22 protein-coding genes are annotated in these 19,756 nt (G+C 68.1%); 6 read left to right on the top strand and 16 right to left on the bottom strand.

Features of this window, described 5'->3' with window-relative positions; genetic code table 11:
- Window positions 1-35: 35 nt before the first annotated feature.
- Complete coding sequence (locus WKR98_RS26110) at window positions 36-938, bottom strand: VOC family protein (protein ID WP_341435073.1); 903 nt, start codon at window positions 936-938, stop codon at window positions 36-38.
- A gap of 28 nt (window positions 939-966) precedes the next feature.
- A complete protein-coding gene (locus WKR98_RS26105; RefSeq protein ID WP_124688704.1) occupies window positions 967-1,392 on the bottom strand; it encodes a GlcG/HbpS family heme-binding protein in 426 nt (141 codons plus the stop codon).
- Window positions 1,393-1,484: 92 nt separating this feature from the next.
- Here WKR98_RS26105 and WKR98_RS26100 point away from each other — a divergent pair, with 92 nt between their 5' ends.
- Complete coding sequence (locus WKR98_RS26100; protein WP_341435072.1) at window positions 1,485-2,384, top strand: LysR family transcriptional regulator; 900 nt, start codon at window positions 1,485-1,487, stop codon at window positions 2,382-2,384.
- A gap of 12 nt (window positions 2,385-2,396) precedes the next feature.
- Here WKR98_RS26100 and WKR98_RS26095 read toward each other — a convergent pair whose 3' ends face one another.
- The 12 genes from WKR98_RS26095 to WKR98_RS26040 all read right to left on the bottom strand — a co-directional run bounded on the left by WKR98_RS26095 (window position 2,397) and on the right by WKR98_RS26040 (window position 10,894).
- Complete coding sequence (locus WKR98_RS26095) at window positions 2,397-2,807, bottom strand: acyl-CoA thioesterase (RefSeq protein WP_087841010.1); 411 nt, start codon at window positions 2,805-2,807, stop codon at window positions 2,397-2,399.
- Window positions 2,808-2,826: 19 nt separating this feature from the next.
- Window positions 2,827-3,321, bottom strand: a complete 495-nt coding sequence (locus WKR98_RS26090) for a GNAT family N-acetyltransferase (protein WP_341435071.1) — start codon at window positions 3,319-3,321, stop codon at window positions 2,827-2,829.
- A gap of 77 nt (window positions 3,322-3,398) precedes the next feature.
- Window positions 3,399-3,707: a HigA family addiction module antitoxin gene (locus tag WKR98_RS26085; protein WP_341435070.1), complete on the bottom strand. Its 309-nt coding sequence runs from the start codon at window positions 3,705-3,707 to the stop codon at window positions 3,399-3,401.
- 13 nt (window positions 3,708-3,720) lie between these two features.
- The gene (locus WKR98_RS26080; protein ID WP_341435069.1) at window positions 3,721-3,999 is read right to left on the bottom strand and encodes a type II toxin-antitoxin system RelE/ParE family toxin; all 279 of its coding nucleotides are present in this window, start codon (window positions 3,997-3,999) and stop codon (window positions 3,721-3,723) included.
- A 133-nt stretch (window positions 4,000-4,132) separates the two neighbouring features.
- Window positions 4,133-5,599 (bottom strand): ribonuclease G, encoded by a 1,467-nt coding sequence (gene rng, locus WKR98_RS26075; RefSeq protein WP_124688708.1) that lies wholly within the window; start codon window positions 5,597-5,599, stop codon window positions 4,133-4,135.
- Between the two features lie 67 nt (window positions 5,600-5,666).
- Window positions 5,667-6,263: a Maf family protein gene (locus WKR98_RS26070; RefSeq protein WP_341435068.1), complete on the bottom strand. Its 597-nt coding sequence runs from the start codon at window positions 6,261-6,263 to the stop codon at window positions 5,667-5,669.
- A gap of 146 nt (window positions 6,264-6,409) precedes the next feature.
- Complete coding sequence (gene rlmH / locus WKR98_RS26065; RefSeq protein WP_341435067.1) at window positions 6,410-6,883, bottom strand: 23S rRNA (pseudouridine(1915)-N(3))-methyltransferase RlmH; 474 nt, start codon at window positions 6,881-6,883, stop codon at window positions 6,410-6,412.
- A 91-nt stretch (window positions 6,884-6,974) separates the two neighbouring features.
- Entirely contained in the window at window positions 6,975-7,334 is a 360-nt protein-coding gene (gene rsfS, locus WKR98_RS26060; RefSeq protein ID WP_087841015.1) for a ribosome silencing factor, read from the bottom strand.
- A gap of 2 nt (window positions 7,335-7,336) precedes the next feature.
- Complete coding sequence (gene nadD, locus WKR98_RS26055; protein ID WP_238160335.1) at window positions 7,337-7,966, bottom strand: nicotinate (nicotinamide) nucleotide adenylyltransferase; 630 nt, start codon at window positions 7,964-7,966, stop codon at window positions 7,337-7,339.
- A complete protein-coding gene (gene hemF, locus WKR98_RS26050; protein ID WP_124688713.1) occupies window positions 7,963-8,871 on the bottom strand; it encodes an oxygen-dependent coproporphyrinogen oxidase in 909 nt (302 codons plus the stop codon). The genes nadD and hemF overlap by 4 nt, the downstream gene beginning before the upstream one ends.
- On the bottom strand, window positions 8,868-10,163 hold the full coding sequence (purD, locus tag WKR98_RS26045; protein ID WP_124688714.1) for a phosphoribosylamine--glycine ligase: 1,296 nt from the start codon (window positions 10,161-10,163) through the stop codon (window positions 8,868-8,870). The genes hemF and purD overlap by 4 nt, the downstream gene beginning before the upstream one ends.
- Before the next feature lie 5 nt (window positions 10,164-10,168).
- A complete protein-coding gene (locus WKR98_RS26040; RefSeq protein ID WP_124688715.1) occupies window positions 10,169-10,894 on the bottom strand; it encodes a YebC/PmpR family DNA-binding transcriptional regulator in 726 nt (241 codons plus the stop codon).
- A 235-nt stretch (window positions 10,895-11,129) separates the two neighbouring features.
- Here WKR98_RS26040 and WKR98_RS26035 point away from each other — a divergent pair, with 235 nt between their 5' ends.
- The 5 genes from WKR98_RS26035 to WKR98_RS26015 all read left to right on the top strand — a co-directional run bounded on the left by WKR98_RS26035 (window position 11,130) and on the right by WKR98_RS26015 (window position 17,768).
- Complete coding sequence (locus tag WKR98_RS26035) at window positions 11,130-12,650, top strand: helicase HerA-like C-terminal domain-containing protein (RefSeq protein WP_124688716.1); 1,521 nt, start codon at window positions 11,130-11,132, stop codon at window positions 12,648-12,650.
- Between the two features lie 106 nt (window positions 12,651-12,756).
- On the top strand, window positions 12,757-13,245 hold the full coding sequence (locus tag WKR98_RS26030) for a MarR family winged helix-turn-helix transcriptional regulator (protein WP_124688717.1): 489 nt from the start codon (window positions 12,757-12,759) through the stop codon (window positions 13,243-13,245).
- Window positions 13,246-13,339: 94 nt separating this feature from the next.
- Window positions 13,340-14,767, top strand: a complete 1,428-nt coding sequence (locus WKR98_RS26025; RefSeq protein WP_341435066.1) for an efflux transporter outer membrane subunit — start codon at window positions 13,340-13,342, stop codon at window positions 14,765-14,767.
- Between the two features lie 57 nt (window positions 14,768-14,824).
- Entirely contained in the window at window positions 14,825-16,135 is a 1,311-nt protein-coding gene (locus WKR98_RS26020) for an HlyD family secretion protein (RefSeq protein ID WP_124688719.1), read from the top strand.
- 25 nt (window positions 16,136-16,160) lie between these two features.
- On the top strand, window positions 16,161-17,768 hold the full coding sequence (locus tag WKR98_RS26015; protein WP_341435065.1) for a DHA2 family efflux MFS transporter permease subunit: 1,608 nt from the start codon (window positions 16,161-16,163) through the stop codon (window positions 17,766-17,768).
- A 22-nt stretch (window positions 17,769-17,790) separates the two neighbouring features.
- On the opposite strand, the gene WKR98_RS26010 is transcribed toward WKR98_RS26015, so the two are convergent.
- Window positions 17,791-18,654, bottom strand: coding sequence for an N-formylglutamate amidohydrolase (locus WKR98_RS26010; protein WP_124688721.1), 864 nt, complete (start codon window positions 18,652-18,654; stop codon window positions 17,791-17,793).
- Between the two features lie 2 nt (window positions 18,655-18,656).
- On the bottom strand, window positions 18,657-19,643 hold the full coding sequence (locus WKR98_RS26005) for a tripartite tricarboxylate transporter substrate binding protein BugE (protein ID WP_341435064.1): 987 nt from the start codon (window positions 19,641-19,643) through the stop codon (window positions 18,657-18,659).
- Between the last annotated feature and the right edge of the window lie 113 nt (window positions 19,644-19,756).

The following is a 19,756-nucleotide window of genomic DNA, read 5'->3' as shown; positions in this document are numbered from 1 at the left end:
TCGCATGATGGATCCGTGGTTCGGGAAAAGAGGCGTCAGGCGGACGAGGGCACGAAGAACACTTCGCTTTGCGCCGTCTTCAGGCGCGCCGACGGCGGCGGCGAGATGCCCCACTGGTCCACGCGGCCCGGCGGCCATTTCCAGTCGTCGGGGCTGCCGGCGACGTAGCCGTCGTCGATCTGTTCCACTTCCGCCGTGTATTCGATCACTTCGCCGAACGGGCCGATGAAATAGTTGAAGGCGTTGTCGCCGGGGCCGTGGCGGCCCGGGCCCCATTCGATCGCGTAGCCGGCGTCCTTCATCCGGCCGCCGCCGCGCATGACCGACTCCAGGTCCGGCATGACGAAGGCGATGTGATTCAGCGCGTTGTTGTCGGTGATCCCCACCGCGATCGTGTGGTGGTCGGCATTGCAGTTCATGAATGCCATGATGCGGGTGAGGTCGGCCAGCCGGAAGTCCAGCGCCTGCTCGAAGAAGCGCCGGGTGGCGGCGACGTCGGCGCTGTTGAGCACCGCGTGCGCGAGGCGCACGGGCCGGTCGGGCACGCCGTCCGCCTGGGCATGCCGGGCATCGCCGGTCACGACCTGGATCAGCCTGCCGTCGGGGTCGCGCAGCAGCAGTCCGCGGCCGCCGGCCGGGTCGGCCACGGGGCCGGCAGGGGCCGCCAGCGTTCCGCCCGCTTCGATGCCGGCGCGGGCGATCGCGTGCAGGGCGTCCTCGCCATGCGCCCGCAGCGTGACGTGGCGGATGGCCGTGCGCGGGCCGCGGTGCAGCGCCAGCAGGTGGTGGTCCGGGCCGGTGCCGCGGAAATACAGGGCGTCGGGCTCGCGGACGACGACGTCCAGGTGCCAGATGCGGGTGTAGAAGTCTTCCGCCTTGTCGAGGTCGGGGACTTCCAGGGCCACGCTGCGCAGCCCTTGTATGGTGGAAGATGCCATGGGTGATTGCTCCGTGATGCGTGCCGCGTCAGCCCGCCTGCAGGCCGGCGGCGGTGATGCCGGCGATGCAGATTTCCTCGTCCTCGTCGCCCGTGCCTCCGCTGGCGCCGGCCGCGCCCAGGATGGCGCCGCCGGTATCGCGGATCAGGATGGCGCCGGTCTGCGGCAGGAAGCGTCCCTGCGCGGTGGCCGCCAGGGCGACGAAGAAGTTCGGGTTGTCCTTGGCGCGCTGCGCCAGCGCGCGGCTGGAGGCGTCCATGCCCACCGCGGCCCAGGCCTTGCCGGTCGCGACGTCCACGCGGAACATGCTGGCGCCGTCCTGGCGCTGGGCCGACTTCAGATGGCCGGCGTCGTCCAGCACCACCACGGCCATGGGCTTGTAGCCCTTGCGGGCGGAATGGGCCAGCGCGCCGGCGATGATGGCATTCGCCTGTTCCAGGGTCAGGCCGGACATGGGGCGTCTCCGTTGGTATAAGTGATGCGGGCAGTCTACGGGCCGGGTGAGTATCTATCCAGACGATTGGGCGAATAGTTAAAATCCATGCCATGGATATTCGTCATGTAGACCTGAACCTGCTGCGCGTGTTCGACGCCATGCTGGAGCACCGCAGCGTGTCGCGCGCGGCCGAGGCCATCGGCCTGAGCCAGCCGGCCATGAGCGCGGCCGTGGCCCGCCTGCGCACGCTGTTCAACGACGCCCTGTTCGTGCGCACCGGGGCGCACATGCAGCCCACGCCACGCGCGCTGGCGCTGGCCCCGGCGGTGCGCCGCGTCATGGAGACGGTCAAGAGCGAGATCCTGCAGGCCCATACCTTCGACCCGGCCACCAGCGAACGCACCTTCACGCTGATCACGCCCGACATCGGCGAGATCAACTTCGTTCCCAAACTGCTGGCGCGCTTCGTCCAGGCCGGCCCCGGGCTGAACCTGCGCACCCTGACCATGCCGCGCCATGCGGCGGCCGAGGCACTGGAGTCGGGCGAGGCCGAGCTGGCCATCGGCTATTTTCCCGACCTGCACAAGGCGGGCATGTTCCAGCAACTGCTGTTCCGCAATCCCTACGTCTGCATCGTGCGCCGCGGCCATCCGGATGTGGGGGATGCGCTCACGCTCAAGCAATACCTGGCCTTGCCGCATGCGGCGGTCAGGCCGGGGCGGGAACACCTGTTCGAGGAATATCTTCAGCGCAAGGGGCTACGGCGCAGGATTCTGCTGGAGACCTCGCATTTCACCAGCCTGCTGCCCATCATCGAGAGTTCGGACCTGATCGCCACCGTGCCGCACGACATGGCCACCGTTTGCGTGCAGCACGCCGACATCCGCATGGTGGACGTGCCGCTGAAGGTGCCCACCATCGAAGTCCACCAGTTCTGGCCGCGCCGCTTCCACAAGGACGCCGGCAACATGTGGCTGCGGGCGCAGGTGCACGAGCTATTCCGAGAGTAGGGGGGACACCCTCTACCCTATTGCAGTTCGCAAGTCGTCGGGCAGGGCGATCGATTTGTGCGTGTCCAGCGAGGTGGTGACCAGGGTTTGGACCGCCGACATCCGTACGACGTCGTCCGTGCCCACGCAGCGCCAGGCCAGCGTGAGCGAGCGGTTGCCCACGCGCGTGACCTCCAGTTCCAGCCATACCTGTTCGCCGAAGCGGCTGATCGCCCGGAAGTCCGATTCGATGTGCACGGTCGGCATGCCCACCCGTCGCTCGCCCACCAGGCCGTGGTAGCCGCCGGGCAGGATAGCGTCTATCCAGCTCTCGACCAGGTCGTTGAACAGGATGAAGTACTGCGGATAGAAAATGATGCCGGCCGGGTCGCAGCGCGAGAAGTGGATCTTGTAGGGCAGCCGGAAGGTGTGCGCGGTTTGCATGGGAGGCGGGCAGGGCTCGTCAGGAAAGGGCGGGCGCGATCGGCTTGCGGAAGCACACGCGATGCTGGCCTGGGCCGGCATGGTCGAGATGGACGGGGACGCCGTCGACGACACCGGTTCCGGGCGCCAGCTCGAAGCCCATGCGCCGGTGGAAGGCGATCGAGCCCGTATTGGCGGGCGAGGTGATGCTGCGCACTTCGCGGCAACCGCGGGCCCGCACGGTATCGAAGAATCGCTCGTACAGCACCCGCCCCAGGCCTGCGGCGCGCAGCGCCGGCTCGACGCCGACGAAATGGATGTAGGCCACGCCCGCTTCCGACTGCGAGACGAAGCCGATCAGGAAGGCGCGCACTTCTTCGGGCCGGCCGGCGACGAAGCTGGTGTCGCGGAAGTGCTCGAAGAACAGGCGCTGCAGCAGGCCGCGCATGGGCCGGCCGCCCCACCAGTCGTCGACCACGGAGGCGATGGGTTCGTAGTCGTCGATGGAGAGGGAGCGCAGGGATGGGAGCGTCATGGATGGCTGCAAAGAGATATGCCGGGTGTCAGGAGCGCCTCGTAGACACGATACACGAGTTCAAACCCGACCCATGCCTAGGCCGCGACTGCGTGCGCATGCCGTTTGATCTGCGCCAGGGTTTCCTTCCCGATGGCTTCCCTGGCTCGTTCGGTATCGTAGTGCGCTTGCAGATTCATCCAGCTTTGCGCGTCGGTCCCGAAATAAACGCCCAGTCGCACGGCGGTATCGGCGGTGATGGCGCGCTGTCCCTTGACGATTTCGTTGATGCGCCGGGGCGGCACACCGATGGCCTTGGCCAGGGCGTATTGTGTAATACCCATCGGCTCCAGCCAGTCGTGGAGCAGGATCTCGCCGGGAGTGGCGAGGGGGATTTGTCGGGGCACGGCGTTCTCCCTGTTAGTGATAATCCACGATCTCGACGTCGCTGGTGATCCCCGCGCTGAAGCGAAAGCACACGCGCCATTGAACGTTGATCCGGATGCTGTATTGTCCGGCCCGGTCGCCTGAGAGCGCCTCCAGCCTGTTTCCGGGGGGCACGCGCAGGAAATCCAGTGTGGCAGCTGCGTGGATCTGCTGGAGTCTACGCATCGCCACCACTTCGATGTTGGCGAATCGTTTGACGTGTCTGCCCAGGAACAGGGCTTCAGTGTGGGGACACTTGAATGACAGGATCATTGGATGGATGGTAACGTGTCGCGTTATTAATGTCGAGCGTTAATAACGCGGTGTGTGGGGGGCTTGCGGTGCGTTGTGCACCGCAAGTCTGCCATCCATTCCCCCGGTGTCGAGCGGATCCAGGACATCCGCATCACATCAAGATAATGTCGTACTGCTCCTGGCTATAGATCCCCTCGACCTGCAGCGAGATCGGCTTGCCGATGAAGTCGCCCAGCGACGCCAGGTTCTGGCTTTCCTCTTCCAGGAACAGGTCCACCACCGCCTGCGCGGCCAGGATGCGGAATTCCTTGGGGTTGAACTGCCGCGCCTCGCGCAGGATCTCGCGCAGGATTTCGTAGCACAGCGTGCGTGCGGTCTTGACCTGGCCCCGGCCCTGGCAAGTGGGGCAGGATTCGCACAGCACGTGGCTGAGCGATTCGCGCGTGCGCTTGCGCGTCATCTCGACCAGCCCCAGCTGGGTGAAGCCGTTGAGCGTGATGCGCGTGCGGTCACGCGCCAGCGCCTTGCGCAGTTCGCCCAGCACCGATTCCCGGTGCTCCAGGTTCTCCATGTCGATGAAGTCCAGGATGACGATGCCGCCCAGGTTGCGCAGCCGCAACTGGCGTGCGATGGCCTGCGCCGCCTCGAGGTTGGTCTTGAAGATGGTGTCGTCGAAGTTGCGTCCGCCGACGAAGCCGCCGGTGTTGACGTCGATGGTGGTCAGCGCCTCGGTCTGGTCGATGATGAGGTAGCCGCCCGACTTCAGTTCCACCCGCCGCGACAGGCCCCGGTTGATTTCCTCGTCGACGTTGTAGAGGTCGAACAGCGGACGCTCGCCGGTATAGTGCATGACCTTGTCGATGACCGAGGGCGTGAACTCCCGGGCCCAGGCCAGCAGCCGGGTGAAGCTGCTGCGCGAATCGATCTGGATGGACGCGGTCTCGGTGCTGACCACGTCGCGCAGCACCCGCTGTGCGAGGTTGAGGTCTTCGTGCAGCAGCCACGGCGCGCCCTTGGTGCGGGCCTGCTGCTGCATGATGGTCCACAGCTTGCCCAGGTAGGCGATGTCGGCCGCGAGTTCCTCGTCGGAGGCGTCCTCGGCCTGGGTGCGCACGATGTAGCCGCCTTTTTCCTCGGCGGGCACCAGGCGCTGGACGCGGTCGCGCAACTGGTTGCGTTCGGCCTCGGACTCGATGCGCTGCGAGATGCCGATATGCGGATCGTAGGGCAGGTAGACCAGCATGCGGCCGGCCACGCTGATCTGCGTGGACAGGCGGGCGCCCTTGGTGCCGATCGGGTCCTTGATGACCTGCACCATCAGGGTCTGGCCCTCGAACAGCAGTTTCTCGATGGGGGTGGCGGGGTGGCCGCCGTGGGCGCGCTCCTGGCGGCTTTCGCGGATGTCGGCGATGTGCAGGAAGGCGGCGCGGCCCAGGCCGATGTCGATGAAGGCGCTTTGCATGCCCGGCAGCACGCGCGCGACGCGGCCGAGGTAGATGTTGCCGACGTAGCCCTTCTGCGAGGTGCGCTCGATGTGGAGTTCCTGGACGGCTCCCTGCTGGATGACGGCGACCCGGGTTTCGTAGGGGGATACGTTGATGAGGATGTCTTCGGTCATGGAATGTGCCGGTGGCGTGCGCGACTATCCGCAGCTTACCGCGAGTCGGGTGCCGGCGGGGCGGGGATCAGGGCAGGACGATGCCGGCCAGCCCCAGCAGCCGTGCCGTTTCGTACAGCGGCAGGCCCATCACGCCGGTGAAGCTGCCGGCGATGTGCTGCACGAACACGCCGCCCAGGCCCTGTATGCCGTAGGCGCCGGCCTTGTCGTAGGGTTCGCCGGTGTCGCAGTAGCGCGCGATGTCGAGCGGCGTCAGTTCGCGAAAGCGTACGCGGGTGATCGAGACGTCTTCGTGCAGCGTGCCGCGATGGACCAGCGCGAGGGCCGTGTGTACTTCGTGCTCGGATCCCGACAGCCGTCCCAGGATGCGCATCGCGTCGTTCCGGTCGACGGGCTTGCCCAGTACGTCGCCGCCCAGGATGACGGTGGTGTCGGCGGCCAGGATGGGGCGCTCGGCCAGCTTGCGTTGCTTCAGCAGTTCGGCGCCGGTCAGCGCCTTTTCGCGGGCCGTGCGGCGCACGTAGTCGGCGGCGGGTTCACCGGGCAGCTGCGGTTCGTCGGGGCCGTTCACGGGCGGCGGCAGCAGCAGTTCGTGCTCGACGCCCAGTTGCGCCAGGATTTCCCGCCGGCGCGGGCTGCGCGAGGCGAGGTAGATGGGGGGCATGTCAGCGCCCCATGGCGCGATGCGCCTTTCGTGACGGATGAAGCGGGTGCTGGTTGATCCAGGACGCCGCGGATCCGGCTTTGCCGGTCCGCCAGCGTCGCCCCCTTGAGGGGGCCCGCGTAAGCGGGTAGAGGGTGGGTTTCATCCTAGCCGCCTCGATGATAAGGGTGGTTGGCCAGGATGGACCAGGCCCGGTACAGTTGCTCGGCCAGCAGCACGCGCACCATGCCGTGCGGCAGTGTCAGGCTGGACAGCCGCAGCATGCCGTGGCAGCGGCGCTTCAGGTCGGGGTCGAGCCCGTCGGGCCCGCCTATCAGCAGGGCGACGTCCCGGCCGTCGTCGCGCCATTGCTGCATCTGCCTGGACAGGTCCATCGTGGTCAGGTCGCGGCCCCGTTCGTCCAGGGCCAGCCAGCGTCCGCCGGCGGGCAGGGCGGCTTCGATGCGCCGGGCTTCCAGCGCCTGCATCTGCGCGGCGGTCTTGCCCGTGGTACGCGGTTCCGGCCGCACCTCGCGCAGCTCGATGGGCAGGTCGGGCGGCATGCGCTTGGCATAGTCCGCGTAGGCCTCGTCCACCCAGCCCGGCATGCGATGCCCCACGGCGATGATGATGAGCTTCATGCCCCCAGCCTCGTTAGTCAGATGTCCAGACCCAGGATGCGGTGGATCCGGCTTTGCCGGTCCACCCGCATCGCCCCCTGGGGGGCGCGCGTCAGCGCGTAGGGGGGGGGCTCAATTTCACACGGACCGGTTTGCCGCCCCACACTTCTTCCAGGTTGTAGTACTGGCGGATGGCCGGCTGCATGATGTGGACGACGATGTCGCCCAGGTCCACCAGCACCCACTCGCCGGTTTCCTCGCCTTCGGTGGCGATGACTTCGCCGCCCAGGGCCTTGATCTTCTCGCTCACGCTGGAAGCCAGGGCGCGGGTCTGCCGGTTCGAGGTGCCGCTTGCGATGACGACGCGGTCGAACAGGCTGGTGAGGTGGGTGGTGTTCAGCACCGTGATGTTCTGCGCCTTGACGTCCTCGAGGGCATCGACGACGGCGCGTTGTAGTTTGCGTATGTCCATATTCAGGCCTGATACAGGCGATGCTGTGTGATGTACCGAAGTACGGCGGGGGGAACGAGTCCGTTGACCGATTCGCCGCGGGCCAGCCGCTGCCGGATGCCGGAGCTGGACACCGCCATCTCGGGCATGGGCAGCCGGTGCAGGGTGCGCCCGTGCCGTGCCAGCTCCGTATGGAGCGCGGCGGGCGGCTCGGGTTCGTTGCCAGGGCGGCCGGCCACCGCGAGATCGGCCAGCGCGACGATGCCCTGCCATTCATTCCAGGTGCAGAAATTCGCCAATTGGTCCGCCCCCAGGATCCAGACGTAGCGGGCGTCTCCAGCAACCGGCGTACCCGTGCCGCCCGCCAGGGCGCGCAGGGTGTCGATGGTGTAGCTGGGGCCGCCACGGTCGATCTCGATCCGGTTCAGGGCCAGGCCGGGCTGGCCGGCGATGGCCAGCGCGACCATGTCGGCGCGCTGCTCCGCCGTGGCGGCCAGCGGCTGGCGCTGCCAGGGCGCGGCGGCGGGTATGAGCTGGACCGAAGCCGCGCCCAGATGGGCGAGCGCGGTGCGGGCCAGGGTCAGATGCGCTTCGTGGATGGGGTCGAAGCTGCCTCCCAGCAAACCGATGCGCGGTGCCGTGGACGCGCTCAAACCCAGTCCCGGGGGGGCAGCAGTTCGTAGAGGCGAGCCTCGGGCGAACCGGGTTCGGGGTGCCAGTCGTAGCGCCATTGCGCCAGCGGCGGCATGGACATCAGGATGGACTCCGTGCGCCCGCCCGATTGCAGGCCGAACAGCGTGCCACGGTCGAACACCAGGTTGAACTCGACGTAGCGTCCGCGGCGGTAGGCCTGGAAGTCGCGTTCGCGTTCGCCGTAGGGCAGCGCCAGGCGCTGGCGCACGATGGGCAGGTAGGCTTCCAGGAAGGCATCGCCCACCGAGCGGGTGGCGGCGAAGGCATGGTCGAAGCCGCCTTCGTTGAAGTCGTCGAAGAAGATGCCGCCCAGGCCCCGCGCTTCCTTGCGGTGCTTGAGGTAGAAGTACTCGTCGCACCACTTCTTGAAGCGCGGATGGAGATCGCCGCCGCTGGGGTCGAGCGCGGCCTTGCAGGTGCGGTGGAAATGGACCGCGTCTTCCTCGAAGGGATAATACGGAGTGAGGTCCATGCCGCCGCCGAACCAGAACACGTCATCGTCGTCCGAGGCGTGCACGGACTTGGCGATGAAGACGCGCACGTTCATGTGCACGGTGGGCACGTAAGGATTGCGCGGGTGGATCACCAGCGAGACACCCATGGCTTCCCAGGGGCGTCCGGCCAGTTCGGGGCGATGGGCGCTGGCCGAGGGCGGCAGCGTGGCGCCGGTTACGTGGCTGAACAGCACGCCGCCGCGTTCGAACACCCGCCCGCCTTCGATCAGCCGGGAGACGCCGCCCCCGCCTTCGGCCCGTTCCCAGGCGTCCGAGCGAAAGGGGCCGCCTTCGATTTCCTCCAGCCCCTGGACGATGCGGGACTGCAGGCCGGTGAAATAGGCGCGGGTCAGCGCGGTGTCTATCTTCATGCCGTGCCGGGCTCCGCCGGGGCGTTGCGGCGGGTGATGGCCCGCCAGCCGATGTCGCGGCGGTACTGCGCGCCGTCGAAATGGATGGATTGCAGCACGTCGTAGGCGCGCTGCTGCGCCAGCCGGGCGGAGTCGCCCAGCGCCGTGACGCACAGCACCCGGCCGCCGCTGGTCCGGACCTCGCCGCCGCTTTCGGTGGTGCCGGCATGGAATACCATGCTGTCGGGCGTTTCGGCGGGCAGGCCGCGGATGACGTCGCCGGCGCGCGGGGTGCCGGGATAGTTGTGGGCGGCCATGACCACGCCCAGCGCGGTGCGGCGGTCCCAGTCGATGTTGGCCTGGTCCAGCGTGCCGGCCACCGCGTGCTCGAAGACCTCCAGCAGGTCGCTCTTGACGCGCATCATGATGGGCTGCGTTTCCGGATCGCCCATGCGGCAGTTGAATTCCAGCACCTTGATGCCGTTCTGGCCGATCATGAGGCCGGCGTACAGGAAGCCGGTGAACGGAATGCCGTCCTTGGCCATGCCCTGGATGGTGGGCCAGATGACCTCGCGCATGATGCGGCCATGCAGCTCGGGCGTGACCACCGGGGCGGGCGAGTAGGCGCCCATGCCGCCGGTGTTGGGGCCTTCGTCGTTGTCCTTGAGGCGCTTGTGGTCCTGGCTGGTGGCCAGCGGCAGCACGTGCTTGCCGTCGCACAGCACGATGAAACTGGCTTCCTCGCCCTCGAGGCATTCCTCGATCACCACGCGGGCGCCCGCCTGGCCCAGGGTGCCGTCGCCCAGCATGGCGTCGATCGCGGCGTGGGCTTCCTGGGCCGAGGTGGCAACCACCACGCCCTTGCCGGCGGCCAGGCCGTCGGCCTTGACGACGATGGGCGCGCCTTCCTGGTCGATGTAGGCGTGCGCCTGCGCCGGGTCGGTGAAGGTCTGGTACTTGGCGGTGGGGATGCCGTGCCGGACCATGAAGGCCTTGGCGAAGTCCTTGGAGCTTTCCAACTGCGCGGCGGCCTTGGTCGGGCCGAAGATCTTCAGTCCGCGCGCGCGGAAGATGTCCACCACGCCGGCCGCGAGCGGGGCCTCGGGACCGACCACCGTCAGGCCTATGCCTTCCTTCTCGACGAAGTCGGCCAGTTGCGTCGGGTCGGTGATGGGGACGTTCTGCAGGTGCGAGGTCAGGGCCGTGCCGCCGTTGCCGGGGGCGACGAACACCTTCTGGGTCTTCGCGGCTTTGGCCAGTTGCCAGGCCAGGGCGTGTTCGCGGCCGCCGGAGCCGATGACGAGAAGCTTCATGTGGGTTACTCGTCCATGACCGCGGTGGTGTAGACCTCCTGGACGTCGTCCAGGGATTCCAGCACGTCCAGCAACTTCTGCATTTTCTCGGCATCCTCGCCGGACAGGGGTGTTTCGTTCAGCGCCTTCATCACGACGCCGTCCATCTCGGCCTTCAGGCCGGCGCCGTCGAAGGCCTGCTTGACGGCGACGTAGTCGGTGGGGGCACAGATGACCTCGATCACGCCTTCGTCGTCGGTGATGACGTCCTCGGCGCCGGCATCGAGCGCGAGTTCCATGACCTTGTCCTCGGGCGTGCCGGGGGCGAACAGGAACTGGCCGCAGTGCTTGAACATGAAGGCGACCGAGCCTTCCTGGCCCAGGTTGCCGCCGTGCTTGGCGAAGGCGTGGCGGACCTCGGCCACGGTGCGCGTGCGGTTGTCGGTCATGCAGTCGACGATGACGGCCGCTCCGCCGATGCCATAGCCTTCGTAGCGGACTTCCTCGTAGTTGTCGCCGTCGGCTCCGCCGGCGCCCCGCGCGATGGCCCGCTGGATGGTGTCCTTGGGCATGTTGGCGTCGGTCGCCTTGTCCCACGCCAGGCGCAGGCGGGGGTTGGTGTCGGGGTCGGCGCCGCCCGCGCGGGCGGCCACGGTGACTTCACGTATCAGTTTGGTCCACAGCTTGCCGCGCTTGGCGTCTTGGCGCCCTTTGCGGTGCTGGATATTGGCCCATTTGCTATGTCCGGCCATGGAAATCGCTTGTGTCGTAACGATGAAAGGGGCATTTTAGCTTGACCGGCAGTCGGCGGCGCCCGGAGGGATGTCCACTTGCTGCCAATACCACAGACTGCGCACTGTCCCAACCCTGCGAACGGTGCCGAATCGGGGCGCGGAGCCAGGCCTGGCGCGGCTTTTGACAAGAGCGGGGCCTTGCGCACAGAATCCCCGCAAACCTCCGCCGCCCAGTTTGCCCAACGGAACCATCATGGCCGCTCCCATCCTCCTTGCCAAGAACGCCAAAACCGAGCTTTTCCTGCTGCCGGGCATGGCCAACCGCCACGGTTGCATCACCGGTGCGACCGGCACCGGCAAGACGGTCTCCCTGCAGGTCATGGCCGAAGCCTTTTCGCGCCAGGGCGTGCCGGTGTTCATGGCCGACGTCAAGGGCGACCTGACCGGGATTTCCCAGGCCGGCGTACCCACGCCGAAGCTGCAGGAGCGGCTCAAGTCGCTGGGGCTGGACGAACCGGACTGGGGCGCGAGCCCGGCCACGCTGTGGGACGTCTTCGGCGAACAGGGGCACCCGGTGCGGGCCACGGTCTCCGACATGGGGCCGCTGCTCCTGGGCCGCATGCTGAACCTGAACGACACCCAGGCCGGCGTGCTGACCATGGTATTTCGCATCGCCGACGACAACGGCATGCTGCTGCTGGACCTGAAGGACCTGCGGGCCATGCTGCAGTACGTGGGCGACAACGCCGCCCAGTTCAAGACGCGCTACGGCAACGTCTCGGCCGCCTCGGTGGGCGCGATCCAGCGCGGCCTCCTGGCGCTCGAGGCGCAGGGCGGCGACCGCTTCTTCGGCGAACCCATGCTGAACATCGACGATCTGATGCAGACGGATGCCCAGGGGCGCGGCATGGTCAACATCCTGGCCGCCGACAAGCTGATGCAGTCCCCCACGCTGTATGCGACCTTCCTTTTATGGATGCTGTCGACGCTGTTCGAGCACCTGCCCGAGGCCGGCGACACCGACAAGCCGAAGTTCGTGTTCTTCTTCGACGAGGCGCACCTGCTGTTCAACGATGCGCCCAAGGCCCTGCTGGACAAGATCGAGCAGGTGGTCCGGCTGATCCGCTCCAAGGCGGTGGGCGTCTATTTCTGCACCCAGAATCCGCTGGACATTCCCGAGACGGTGCTGGGCCAGCTCGGCAACCGCGTGCAGCATGCGCTGCGGGCCTTCACGCCGCGCGACCAGAAGGCCGTGAAATCGGCGGCCGATACGATGCGGCCCAATCCGGGCCTGGACATCGCCGCCGCGATCACAGAACTGGGCGTGGGCGAGGCGCTGGTCTCGCTGCTGGACGAAAAGGGCCGGCCGGGGCCGACCGAGCGCGCCTACATCGTGGCGCCGGGCAGCCGGATCGGCCCGGCCACCGAGGCCGAGCGGCAGGCGCTGCGCCAGTCGTCGCTGGTGGCGGGGATCTATGAAAAGGCCGTCGACCGGGAGTCGGCCTACGAACTCCTGGCCGCCCGCGCCGGCGGGGCGGACGGGGCCGCCGCGGGCGCCTCGGCGCCGGCCCAGCCCGGGCAGCCACCCGCGTCCGGGGGGGGACTGGCCGATGGCCTGCGCGACATCCTGTTCGGGTCCACCGGCCCCCGGGGCGGCCGCCGCGAAGGCGTGCTGGAGTCGGCCGCCCGCAGCGCCGTGCGTTCGATGGGCACCCAACTCGCGCGCGACCTGACTCGCGGGCTGCTCGGTTCGCTCTTGGGCAAGCGGCGCTGATACCGTCCGCGCGTGACGCGGTCATGAAGTCCCTGTCGCGAGCAGGGACTATAAGTGGGTCTATTACTGCATTGACAACCATTGCCTATGCAGCAATAATGCCGGCATGGCAGATTCCACCTCGTCTCCCCGCATTTCGCCGGAGCTGGCCGAACTGATTCGGCGCTACGATCCGGAGGAAAGCGTGGGCTATCTGATCAAGCAGGCCCATTTGTCGCTGCAGCGCGCCGTCGATGCCGAGATGACCGCGCTCGACCTGACCGCCATGCAATGGGGGCCGCTGATGCTGCTCGCCATGGGGCGGGGGGAAACGGCCGCCGAACTGGCTCGCAGCGCCTGTTCGGACACCGGCGCCATGACGCGCATGCTCGACCGCCTTGAATCCAAGGGGTTGATACGGCGGGTGCGCAGCGCGCAAGACCGCCGGGTCATCAAGCTGGAACTGACGGAAGAGGGCGTGCGCGCCACCGAGCAGGTTCCGCAGCGCCTGCACGACGCGGTCAACCTGCACACCCGCGATTTTTCCGAACAGGAAGTCCAGCAGTTGAAGTCCTTGCTGCGCCGCATGGCGGCCAACGGCGCCCAGCGCGGCTGAGGCCGGGCCGTCAGGGCGCGGCCCTTGTTTCGTTTTTATGACTGCCTAAGCAGTAATAGGCAAGGCAATTAAATTCAGCGGATCGTAAGCTTCCATGAAAAAACTCTTGCTAGTGCCCCTGGTCGCCGCCCTGGCCGCGTGCGCGGGCATGGACCGGGACGGCGCCTCGCACGCCCGCCTGGTCGATGCGCCCACGCTGGGGATGGCGCAGGCCGACGTGCAGTGGCCGGTGCAGCAGTGGTGGCATCGCTACGGCGATGCGCAACTGGATCGCCTGGTCGACGAGGCCATCGCGGGCAACCCGTCCATCGTCATCGCCCAGGCCCGCCTGGCGCGCGCCGAGGCCGCCGTGGGCACCGCCCGCGCCAATGGCCTGCCCCGGGTCGACGGCACCTTCACCGCCACCCGCCAGCGCTATACCGAACACGGAGCCATCCCGGCTCCGCTGGCCGGCGGCGTGCGCACCGACTCGCGGCTGGCGTTGAACGTGAGCTATGAGCTGGATTTCTGGAACAAGAACGGGTCGCTGCTGAAGGCGGCGCTGTCCGAAAGCCGGGCGGCGCAGGCGGAGAACCAGGCGGCGGTGGGCATCCTGGCCAGCGCGGTGGGGTCGGCCTATTTCAACCTGCAGCGGCTGTTCGCGCAGCGCGACGTGCTCCAGGCCGCCATCGGGCAGCGCGAGGGCGTGGCCGACCTGACCCGCCAGCGCTACGCCTCGGGCCTGGATACGCAGGTGGAAGTCAAGCAGGCCGATTCGACGCTGGCCGAGGCCCGCACGCAACTGGCGCAGGTCGATGAAAGCATCGCCCTGCAACGCAACGAACTGGCCGCGCTGGCGGGAACCGGACCCGAGCGCGGCGCGGCCATCCGGCCCGTGCCCCTGGTGTCGCCGGGCACCGAGGTGCCGGCCAGCATACCGCTGTCGCTGCTGGGCCGGCGCGCCGACATCGTCGCCGCCCGGTGGCGGGTCGAGTCGGCCCAGCGCAACGTCGACGCGGCCAAGGCCATGTTCTATCCCGACATCAACCTGGCGGGCTTCGTCGGTACCTCGGCGCTGGGGCTGTCCAATCTGTTCAAGTCCGGCAGCCAGATCATCGGCATCGGCCCCGCCGTCACCCTGCCGATCTTCGAGGGCGAGCGGCTCAACGCCAACCTGAAGGGCAGGGCGGCGGACACCGACCTGGCCATCGCGTCCTACAACCAGGCGGTGCTGCACGCCGTCAACGAAGTGGCCGACACGCTGGCGTCGATCCGCGCGCTGGACCGCGAGAGCGGCGAGCAGCGCAAGGCCCGAGAGGCCATCGAGCAGGCTTACGAGCTGGCGGTCAAGCGCTATCGGGCGGGCCTGGGCAATTACCTGAGCGTGCTGACCGCGCAGAGCGCGGTGCTGACGCAGACCCGGCTGGATACCGACCTGAAGGCCCGCGCGCTGACGCTGGACGTCGCGCTGGCCAAGGCGCTGGGCGGCGGCGCGGAACTGCCCGCCGGCCCGGCCGAGCCGGTCGCCGCGGCCGCGCGCTAGCCGAACGAGTCGAATACCTGTTCATGCCGCGCGCAGCGCGGCGCAAGGGAAAAAGAGATGGAAACCGCACAACAAGCTTCCAAGAACCCCCGCAAGAAACTGCTGCTGGGCGCCGCCGGCGTCTTCGTCGTGGCCGCCGTCGCCTACGGCGCGTGGTGGGCGCTGGTGGCCCGCCACTACGAAGGCACCGACGACGCCTATGTGCAGGGCAACCTGGTGCAGATCACACCCCAGATCGCCAGCACGGTGGTCGCCATCCAGGCCGATGACACCGACTACGTGAAATCCGGCGATCCGCTGATCCTGCTGGACAAGGCCGACGCGCAGGTCGCGCTCGACCAGGCCCAGGCCGCGCTGGCCCAGACCGTGCGCCAGGTGCGCACCCTGTATGCCAACAACGGCGCGCTGAGCGCCAACATCGCGGTGCGCCAGGCCGACATCGAGCGTGCCAAGGCCGATCTTGCCAAGGCCCAGAACGACGCCAAGCGCCGCCAGGAGCTGGCCTCGTCCGGCGCGGTCAGCGGCGAGGAACTGCTGCACGCCGAAACCGCCGTCAGCAACGCCAAGTCGGCGCTGGCCTCGGCGCAGGCGGCCCTGGTGGCCGCGCGCGAACAGCTTGCCACCAATACCGCGCTTACCGATGGCACCAGCGTCGAGCAGCATCCCAACGTCCTGGGCGCCGCGGCCAAGGTCCGCGAAGCCTACATCAACCTGTCGCGCACCTCGTTGCCCGCGCCCGTGACCGGCTATGTGGCCAAGCGCAGCGCGCAGGTGGGGCAGCGCGTGGCGCCCGGCGCTTCGCTGATGACCATCGTGCCGCTGGACCAGGTATGGGTGGATGCCAACTTCAAGGAAGTGCAACTGGGCCGCATGCGCATCGGCCAGCCGGTCACGCTGGAGGCGGATGTCTACGGCTCGAAGGTCGAGTACCACGGCAAGATCGCCGGCCTGGGCGCCGGTACCGGCAGTGCCTTCGCGCTGCTGCCGGCCCAGAACGCCACCGGCAACTGGATCAAGGTGGTGCAGCGCGTGCCGGTGCGCATCGCCCTGGATCCCAAGGAGATCGAGGCGCATCCGCTGCGCGTGGGCCTGTCGATGAACGTCTCGGTGGACGTGTCGTCCACCGACGGCCCGGCGCTGGCCGAGGCGGCGCGCACCGCGCCCGCCTATTCGACCACGGTCATGGACCATGCCCGCGAGGACGCCGACGCCCTGGTGGCCGCCACCATCGCCCAGAATCTGGGCGGCCGCGCGGCCGAGGCCAAGCCGGCGGTGGCCAAGACCTCGCCCCTGCACATCTCGACCTCCGTGCGTGCCGACAACGGCGGCGAGATGGCGGTCGCGCGCCACGGCGCGGGCGTGATGTAGGAAGGCGTCGGCCACGGATGCTGCCATGACGACCAACGCTTCCTCCCCGGCCGACGAACCGGCCGCGCAACCCGCGCCCGGCGGCCCGCCGGCGACTCATCCTCCGCTCCAGGGCGGCCAGCGCGTGCTGGGCACGATCGCCTTGTCTGCGGCGGTGTTCATGAACGTGCTCGACACGTCGATCGCCAACGTTTCCCTGCCGGCCATCTCGGGCGACTTGGGGGTCAGCACCAGCCAGGGCACCTGGGTGATCACCTCGTTCGCGGTGGCCAATGCCATCGCGCTGCCGCTGACGGGCTGGCTGACCATGCGTTTCGGACAGGTGCGACTGTTCATCGCCTCGGTGCTGCTGTTCATCGTCGCATCGTGGCTATGCGGCCTGGCGCCCAACCTGGAGTCGCTGATCGCGTTCCGCGTGCTTCAGGGCCTGGTGGCGGGCCCCATGATTCCGCTGTCGCAGACGTTGATGCTGGGCAGCTACCCGCGCGAAAAATCCGGCATGGCGCTCGCGTTCTGGGCCATGACCACGCTGGTGGCGCCCGTGGCCGGTCCCTTGCTGGGCGGATGGATCTCCGACAACTATTCGTGGCCTTGGATCTTCTACATCAACATCCCGGTCGGCCTGGTGGCGGCATGGGTGAGCTGGAGCATCTACCACAAGCGCGAGTCGCCGATCCGCAAGCTGCCCATCGACACCATGGGCCTGGTGCTGCTGGTGGTCTGGATCGCCGCGCTGCAGATCATGCTGGACAAGGGCAAGGAACTTGACTGGTTCGCCAGCGGCACCATCGTGATGCTGGCGGTGGTCGCGGTGGTCGGCTTCGTGTTCTTCGTCATCTGGGAACTGACCGACCGGCACCCCGTCGTGGACCTGCGCCTCTTCGCGGGACGCAACTTCACCGTGGGCGCGCTGACGCTGTCGATCGCCTATGCGGTGTTCTTCGGCAACGTGGTGCTGCTGCCGCTATGGTTGCAGACGCAGATGGGCTATACGGCCACCGACGCCGGCATGGTCACCGCGCCCATCGGGCTGCTGGCCATCGTGTTCACGCCCATCGTCGGCCGCATGCTGGCGCGCACGGATCCCCGCATCCTGGTCACGATCGCCTTCGGCGTGTTCGCCGCCGTCAGCTTCATGCGCTCGAACTTCACGCCGCAGTCCGACATCGTGACCCTGCTCGAACCCACCGTGCTGCAAGGCGCGGGGATGGCCGCCTTCTTCGTGCCGCTGGTATCGCTGACGCTGGCCGGGCTGCCGCCCGACAAGATCGCCAGCGCCTCGGGCCTGTCGAATTTCCTGCGGATCACCGCGGGGGCATTCGGCACTTCCATCTCGACCACGATGTGGGAAGACCGGGCGGCCATGCACCATGCCCACCTGACCGAGCACATCGCTTCCGGCAGCGGGGCCACGTCGCAGGCGCTCTCGAGCATGCAGGGCGCGGGCATGTCGCCGGAGCAGGCGCTGGCCTCGATCAACAACCTGATCAACGGGCAGGCGCTGACCATGTCGGTGGTGGACATCTTCTACGGTTCGGCCATCATCTTCCTGGTCCTGACCGCGATGGTCTGGCTGGCCAAGCCCGGCAAGCGCGGGGCGGGAGCGCCGGCCGATGCGGGCGGCGCACACTGAAGGCGCGCCGCCTTCCCGGCTTTCAGCGCGGCAGGCGATCGCGGACGTAGGCCGCGATCCGGGCCAGCAGGGCGGTCAGGTCGGCCCGTACGCGTTCGAAGTCCGCGTTGCGTTCGCGGCTGGCCTCGTCCATGTAGACAGGCCGGCGGATCTCGATCTGCAGGCTGTGGCGCCGCTGCGCCGGCTGACCCAGGCGGGCGATGAGCTGCACGCCCTTGTAGGGATCGTTGCGGGCAACGGTATAGCCCATGCCGCGCAGCGCCTCTTCGATCAGCGCGACGAACGCCGGCTCGCAGGTCGTGCCATCGCGATCCCCCAGCACGAAGTCGGCCAGTGGATGCGGGCTGCGGATGCCCAGCCGCTCGTAGACGTCGTTGGGCATGGAGTGCAGGTTCAGGTGCCACAGCGCGCCGAATTGGGCGTGGCGTTCCCGCACCGCCCGGTCCAGTGCCTCGTGATAGGGCAGGTAGCAGGTGTCGATGCGGCGGCGGACCTCCCGTGCCGACAGCCTTCGGTCGTAGATGGGCGTGGCCGCGTCCATCCTGGCCCATATCAGCCCCTTGCCGAGCCGGGTCTTCTCGGTGGGCGCCAGCGCCTGCGGCCAGGGTTCGGCCAGCAGCGCCGGATCGAGATCGGCCAGCGTCCGGTTGGGGTCGATGTAGACCCGGGGAAAGGTGGCGGCGATCAGCGTCGCGCCGTGATCGGGCGCGGCCGACCACAGGGCGTCGACATGCGTGTCCTCGCCCTGGCGCAGGCGTGCCAGGGGCAGCGCCGCGCCGAAGTCCTCCGGATAGCATGTGCCGCTGTGAGGCGAGTCGCACACCAGCGGCAGGACGGAGCCGGTCGGATCGCGCCGTACGACCGGCTGCGGGGGAAGCGCGGCCATGCTTATTGCGCCTGGATGTTCGCCGCCTTGGCGACCTTGGCGTAGCGGTCGAGCGCCTGGTCGATCTGCCGCGCGAATTCCTCGGGCGTGGTCGGCACCAGCGTGCCGCCCGCGTCTTCGGCCTTCTTCTGGAAATCGGGAAGCTGCATGGCCTTGCGCACCGCCTGGTTCAGGCGGGCGATGGCCCCGGGAGGCGTGCCGGCGGGCGCGACCAGCCCGAACCAGCCGCCCGTGCCCATTTCGGAAAAGCCAAGTTCGGCATAAGTGGGAACCTCGGGCAGCAGCGGCGAACGCTGGGCGCCCAGCACGGCCAGCGGGCGCAGGCGGCCGGCCTGCAGATGGGGCAGGGTGGACGACAGGTTGTCCGTGATGGCGTCGACCTGGCCGGCCAGCGCGTCGTTCAAGGCCGGCCCGGCGCCGCGGTAGGGTACGTGCAGCAGCTGGATGCCGGACAGCATCATGAAGTTCTCGATGTTGGCATGGCCCAGCGAGCCGACGCCGGGCGAGGCGAACGAGTACTTCCGGGGCTGGGCCTTCGCCAGCGCGATGAATTCCTTCATGTTGCGGGCGGGCACCGACGGATGCACCGCGAATACGCTGGGAATGGCCAGTACGTTGGCGATGGGAGCGAAGTCCTTGCGCGCGTCGTACTTGAGATTGGGGTAGATGGCCGGGTTCGAGCCGTGCGTGCTGACGGTGGCCATGCCGATGGTGTAGCCGTCCGCCGGGGCGCGGGCCACCATTTCCATGCCGAGCGCGCCGCCGGCGCCACCCTTGTTCTCCACCACGACGGGCTGCTTGAGCTCGCGGCCCGCGTATTCGGCGATGAGGCGAGCCACGATGTCGGTCGAACCGCCGGGGGCGAAGGGCACGATCAGCCGGATGGGGCGCGACGGGTAGGCGTCGGCGGCATGGGCGGCCGCGCCCGGCAGGATCGCACAGGCGGCGGCGAGGAGAAGGTGGCGGGGGCGGACCAGGGATGGGCGCATGGGGAGTCTCCGTAGCGTAGCGGGGTGTTGGGTTGCCACGAAGTGTCAGAAATTTACGATCGTGCGACAAACGACTATATTTCACCGAGGCATTACGTTTGGTAATGCAAGAG

The organism is Pigmentiphaga sp. YJ18 (assembly GCF_038066655.1).
In the GTDB taxonomy this organism is placed as follows: Bacteria; Pseudomonadota; Gammaproteobacteria; order Burkholderiales; family Burkholderiaceae_B; genus Pigmentiphaga.
This window is presented reverse-complemented; position numbering and strand designations above follow the sequence as displayed.

Bases quoted from the DNA above. Each gene is read 5' to 3' on its own strand.
- WKR98_RS26110 (WP_341435073.1), bottom strand. From the start codon at position 938: ATGGCATCTTCCACCATACAAGGGCTGCGCAGCGTGGCCCTGGAAGTC.
- WKR98_RS26105 (WP_124688704.1), bottom strand. From the start codon at position 1,392: ATGTCCGGCCTGACCCTGGAACAGGCGAATGCCATCATCGCCGGCGCG.
- WKR98_RS26100 (WP_341435072.1), top strand. From the start codon at position 1,485: ATGGATATTCGTCATGTAGACCTGAACCTGCTGCGCGTGTTCGACGCC.
- WKR98_RS26095 (WP_087841010.1), bottom strand. From the start codon at position 2,807: ATGCAAACCGCGCACACCTTCCGGCTGCCCTACAAGATCCACTTCTCG.
- WKR98_RS26090 (WP_341435071.1), bottom strand. From the start codon at position 3,321: ATGACGCTCCCATCCCTGCGCTCCCTCTCCATCGACGACTACGAACCC.
- WKR98_RS26080 (WP_341435069.1), bottom strand. From the start codon at position 3,999: ATGATCCTGTCATTCAAGTGTCCCCACACTGAAGCCCTGTTCCTGGGC.
- rng (WP_124688708.1), bottom strand. From the start codon at position 5,599: ATGACCGAAGACATCCTCATCAACGTATCCCCCTACGAAACCCGGGTC.
- WKR98_RS26070 (WP_341435068.1), bottom strand. From the start codon at position 6,263: ATGCCCCCCATCTACCTCGCCTCGCGCAGCCCGCGCCGGCGGGAAATC.
- rlmH (WP_341435067.1), bottom strand. From the start codon at position 6,883: ATGAAGCTCATCATCATCGCCGTGGGGCATCGCATGCCGGGCTGGGTG.
- rsfS (WP_087841015.1), bottom strand. From the start codon at position 7,334: ATGGACATACGCAAACTACAACGCGCCGTCGTCGATGCCCTCGAGGAC.
- hemF (WP_124688713.1), bottom strand. From the start codon at position 8,871: ATGAAGATAGACACCGCGCTGACCCGCGCCTATTTCACCGGCCTGCAG.
- purD (WP_124688714.1), bottom strand. From the start codon at position 10,163: ATGAAGCTTCTCGTCATCGGCTCCGGCGGCCGCGAACACGCCCTGGCC.
- WKR98_RS26040 (WP_124688715.1), bottom strand. From the start codon at position 10,894: ATGGCCGGACATAGCAAATGGGCCAATATCCAGCACCGCAAAGGGCGC.
- WKR98_RS26035 (WP_124688716.1), top strand. From the start codon at position 11,130: ATGGCCGCTCCCATCCTCCTTGCCAAGAACGCCAAAACCGAGCTTTTC.
- WKR98_RS26030 (WP_124688717.1), top strand. From the start codon at position 12,757: ATGGCAGATTCCACCTCGTCTCCCCGCATTTCGCCGGAGCTGGCCGAA.
- WKR98_RS26025 (WP_341435066.1), top strand. From the start codon at position 13,340: ATGAAAAAACTCTTGCTAGTGCCCCTGGTCGCCGCCCTGGCCGCGTGC.
- WKR98_RS26020 (WP_124688719.1), top strand. From the start codon at position 14,825: ATGGAAACCGCACAACAAGCTTCCAAGAACCCCCGCAAGAAACTGCTG.
- WKR98_RS26015 (WP_341435065.1), top strand. From the start codon at position 16,161: ATGACGACCAACGCTTCCTCCCCGGCCGACGAACCGGCCGCGCAACCC.
- WKR98_RS26010 (WP_124688721.1), bottom strand. From the start codon at position 18,654: ATGGCCGCGCTTCCCCCGCAGCCGGTCGTACGGCGCGATCCGACCGGC.
- WKR98_RS26005 (WP_341435064.1), bottom strand. From the start codon at position 19,643: ATGCGCCCATCCCTGGTCCGCCCCCGCCACCTTCTCCTCGCCGCCGCC.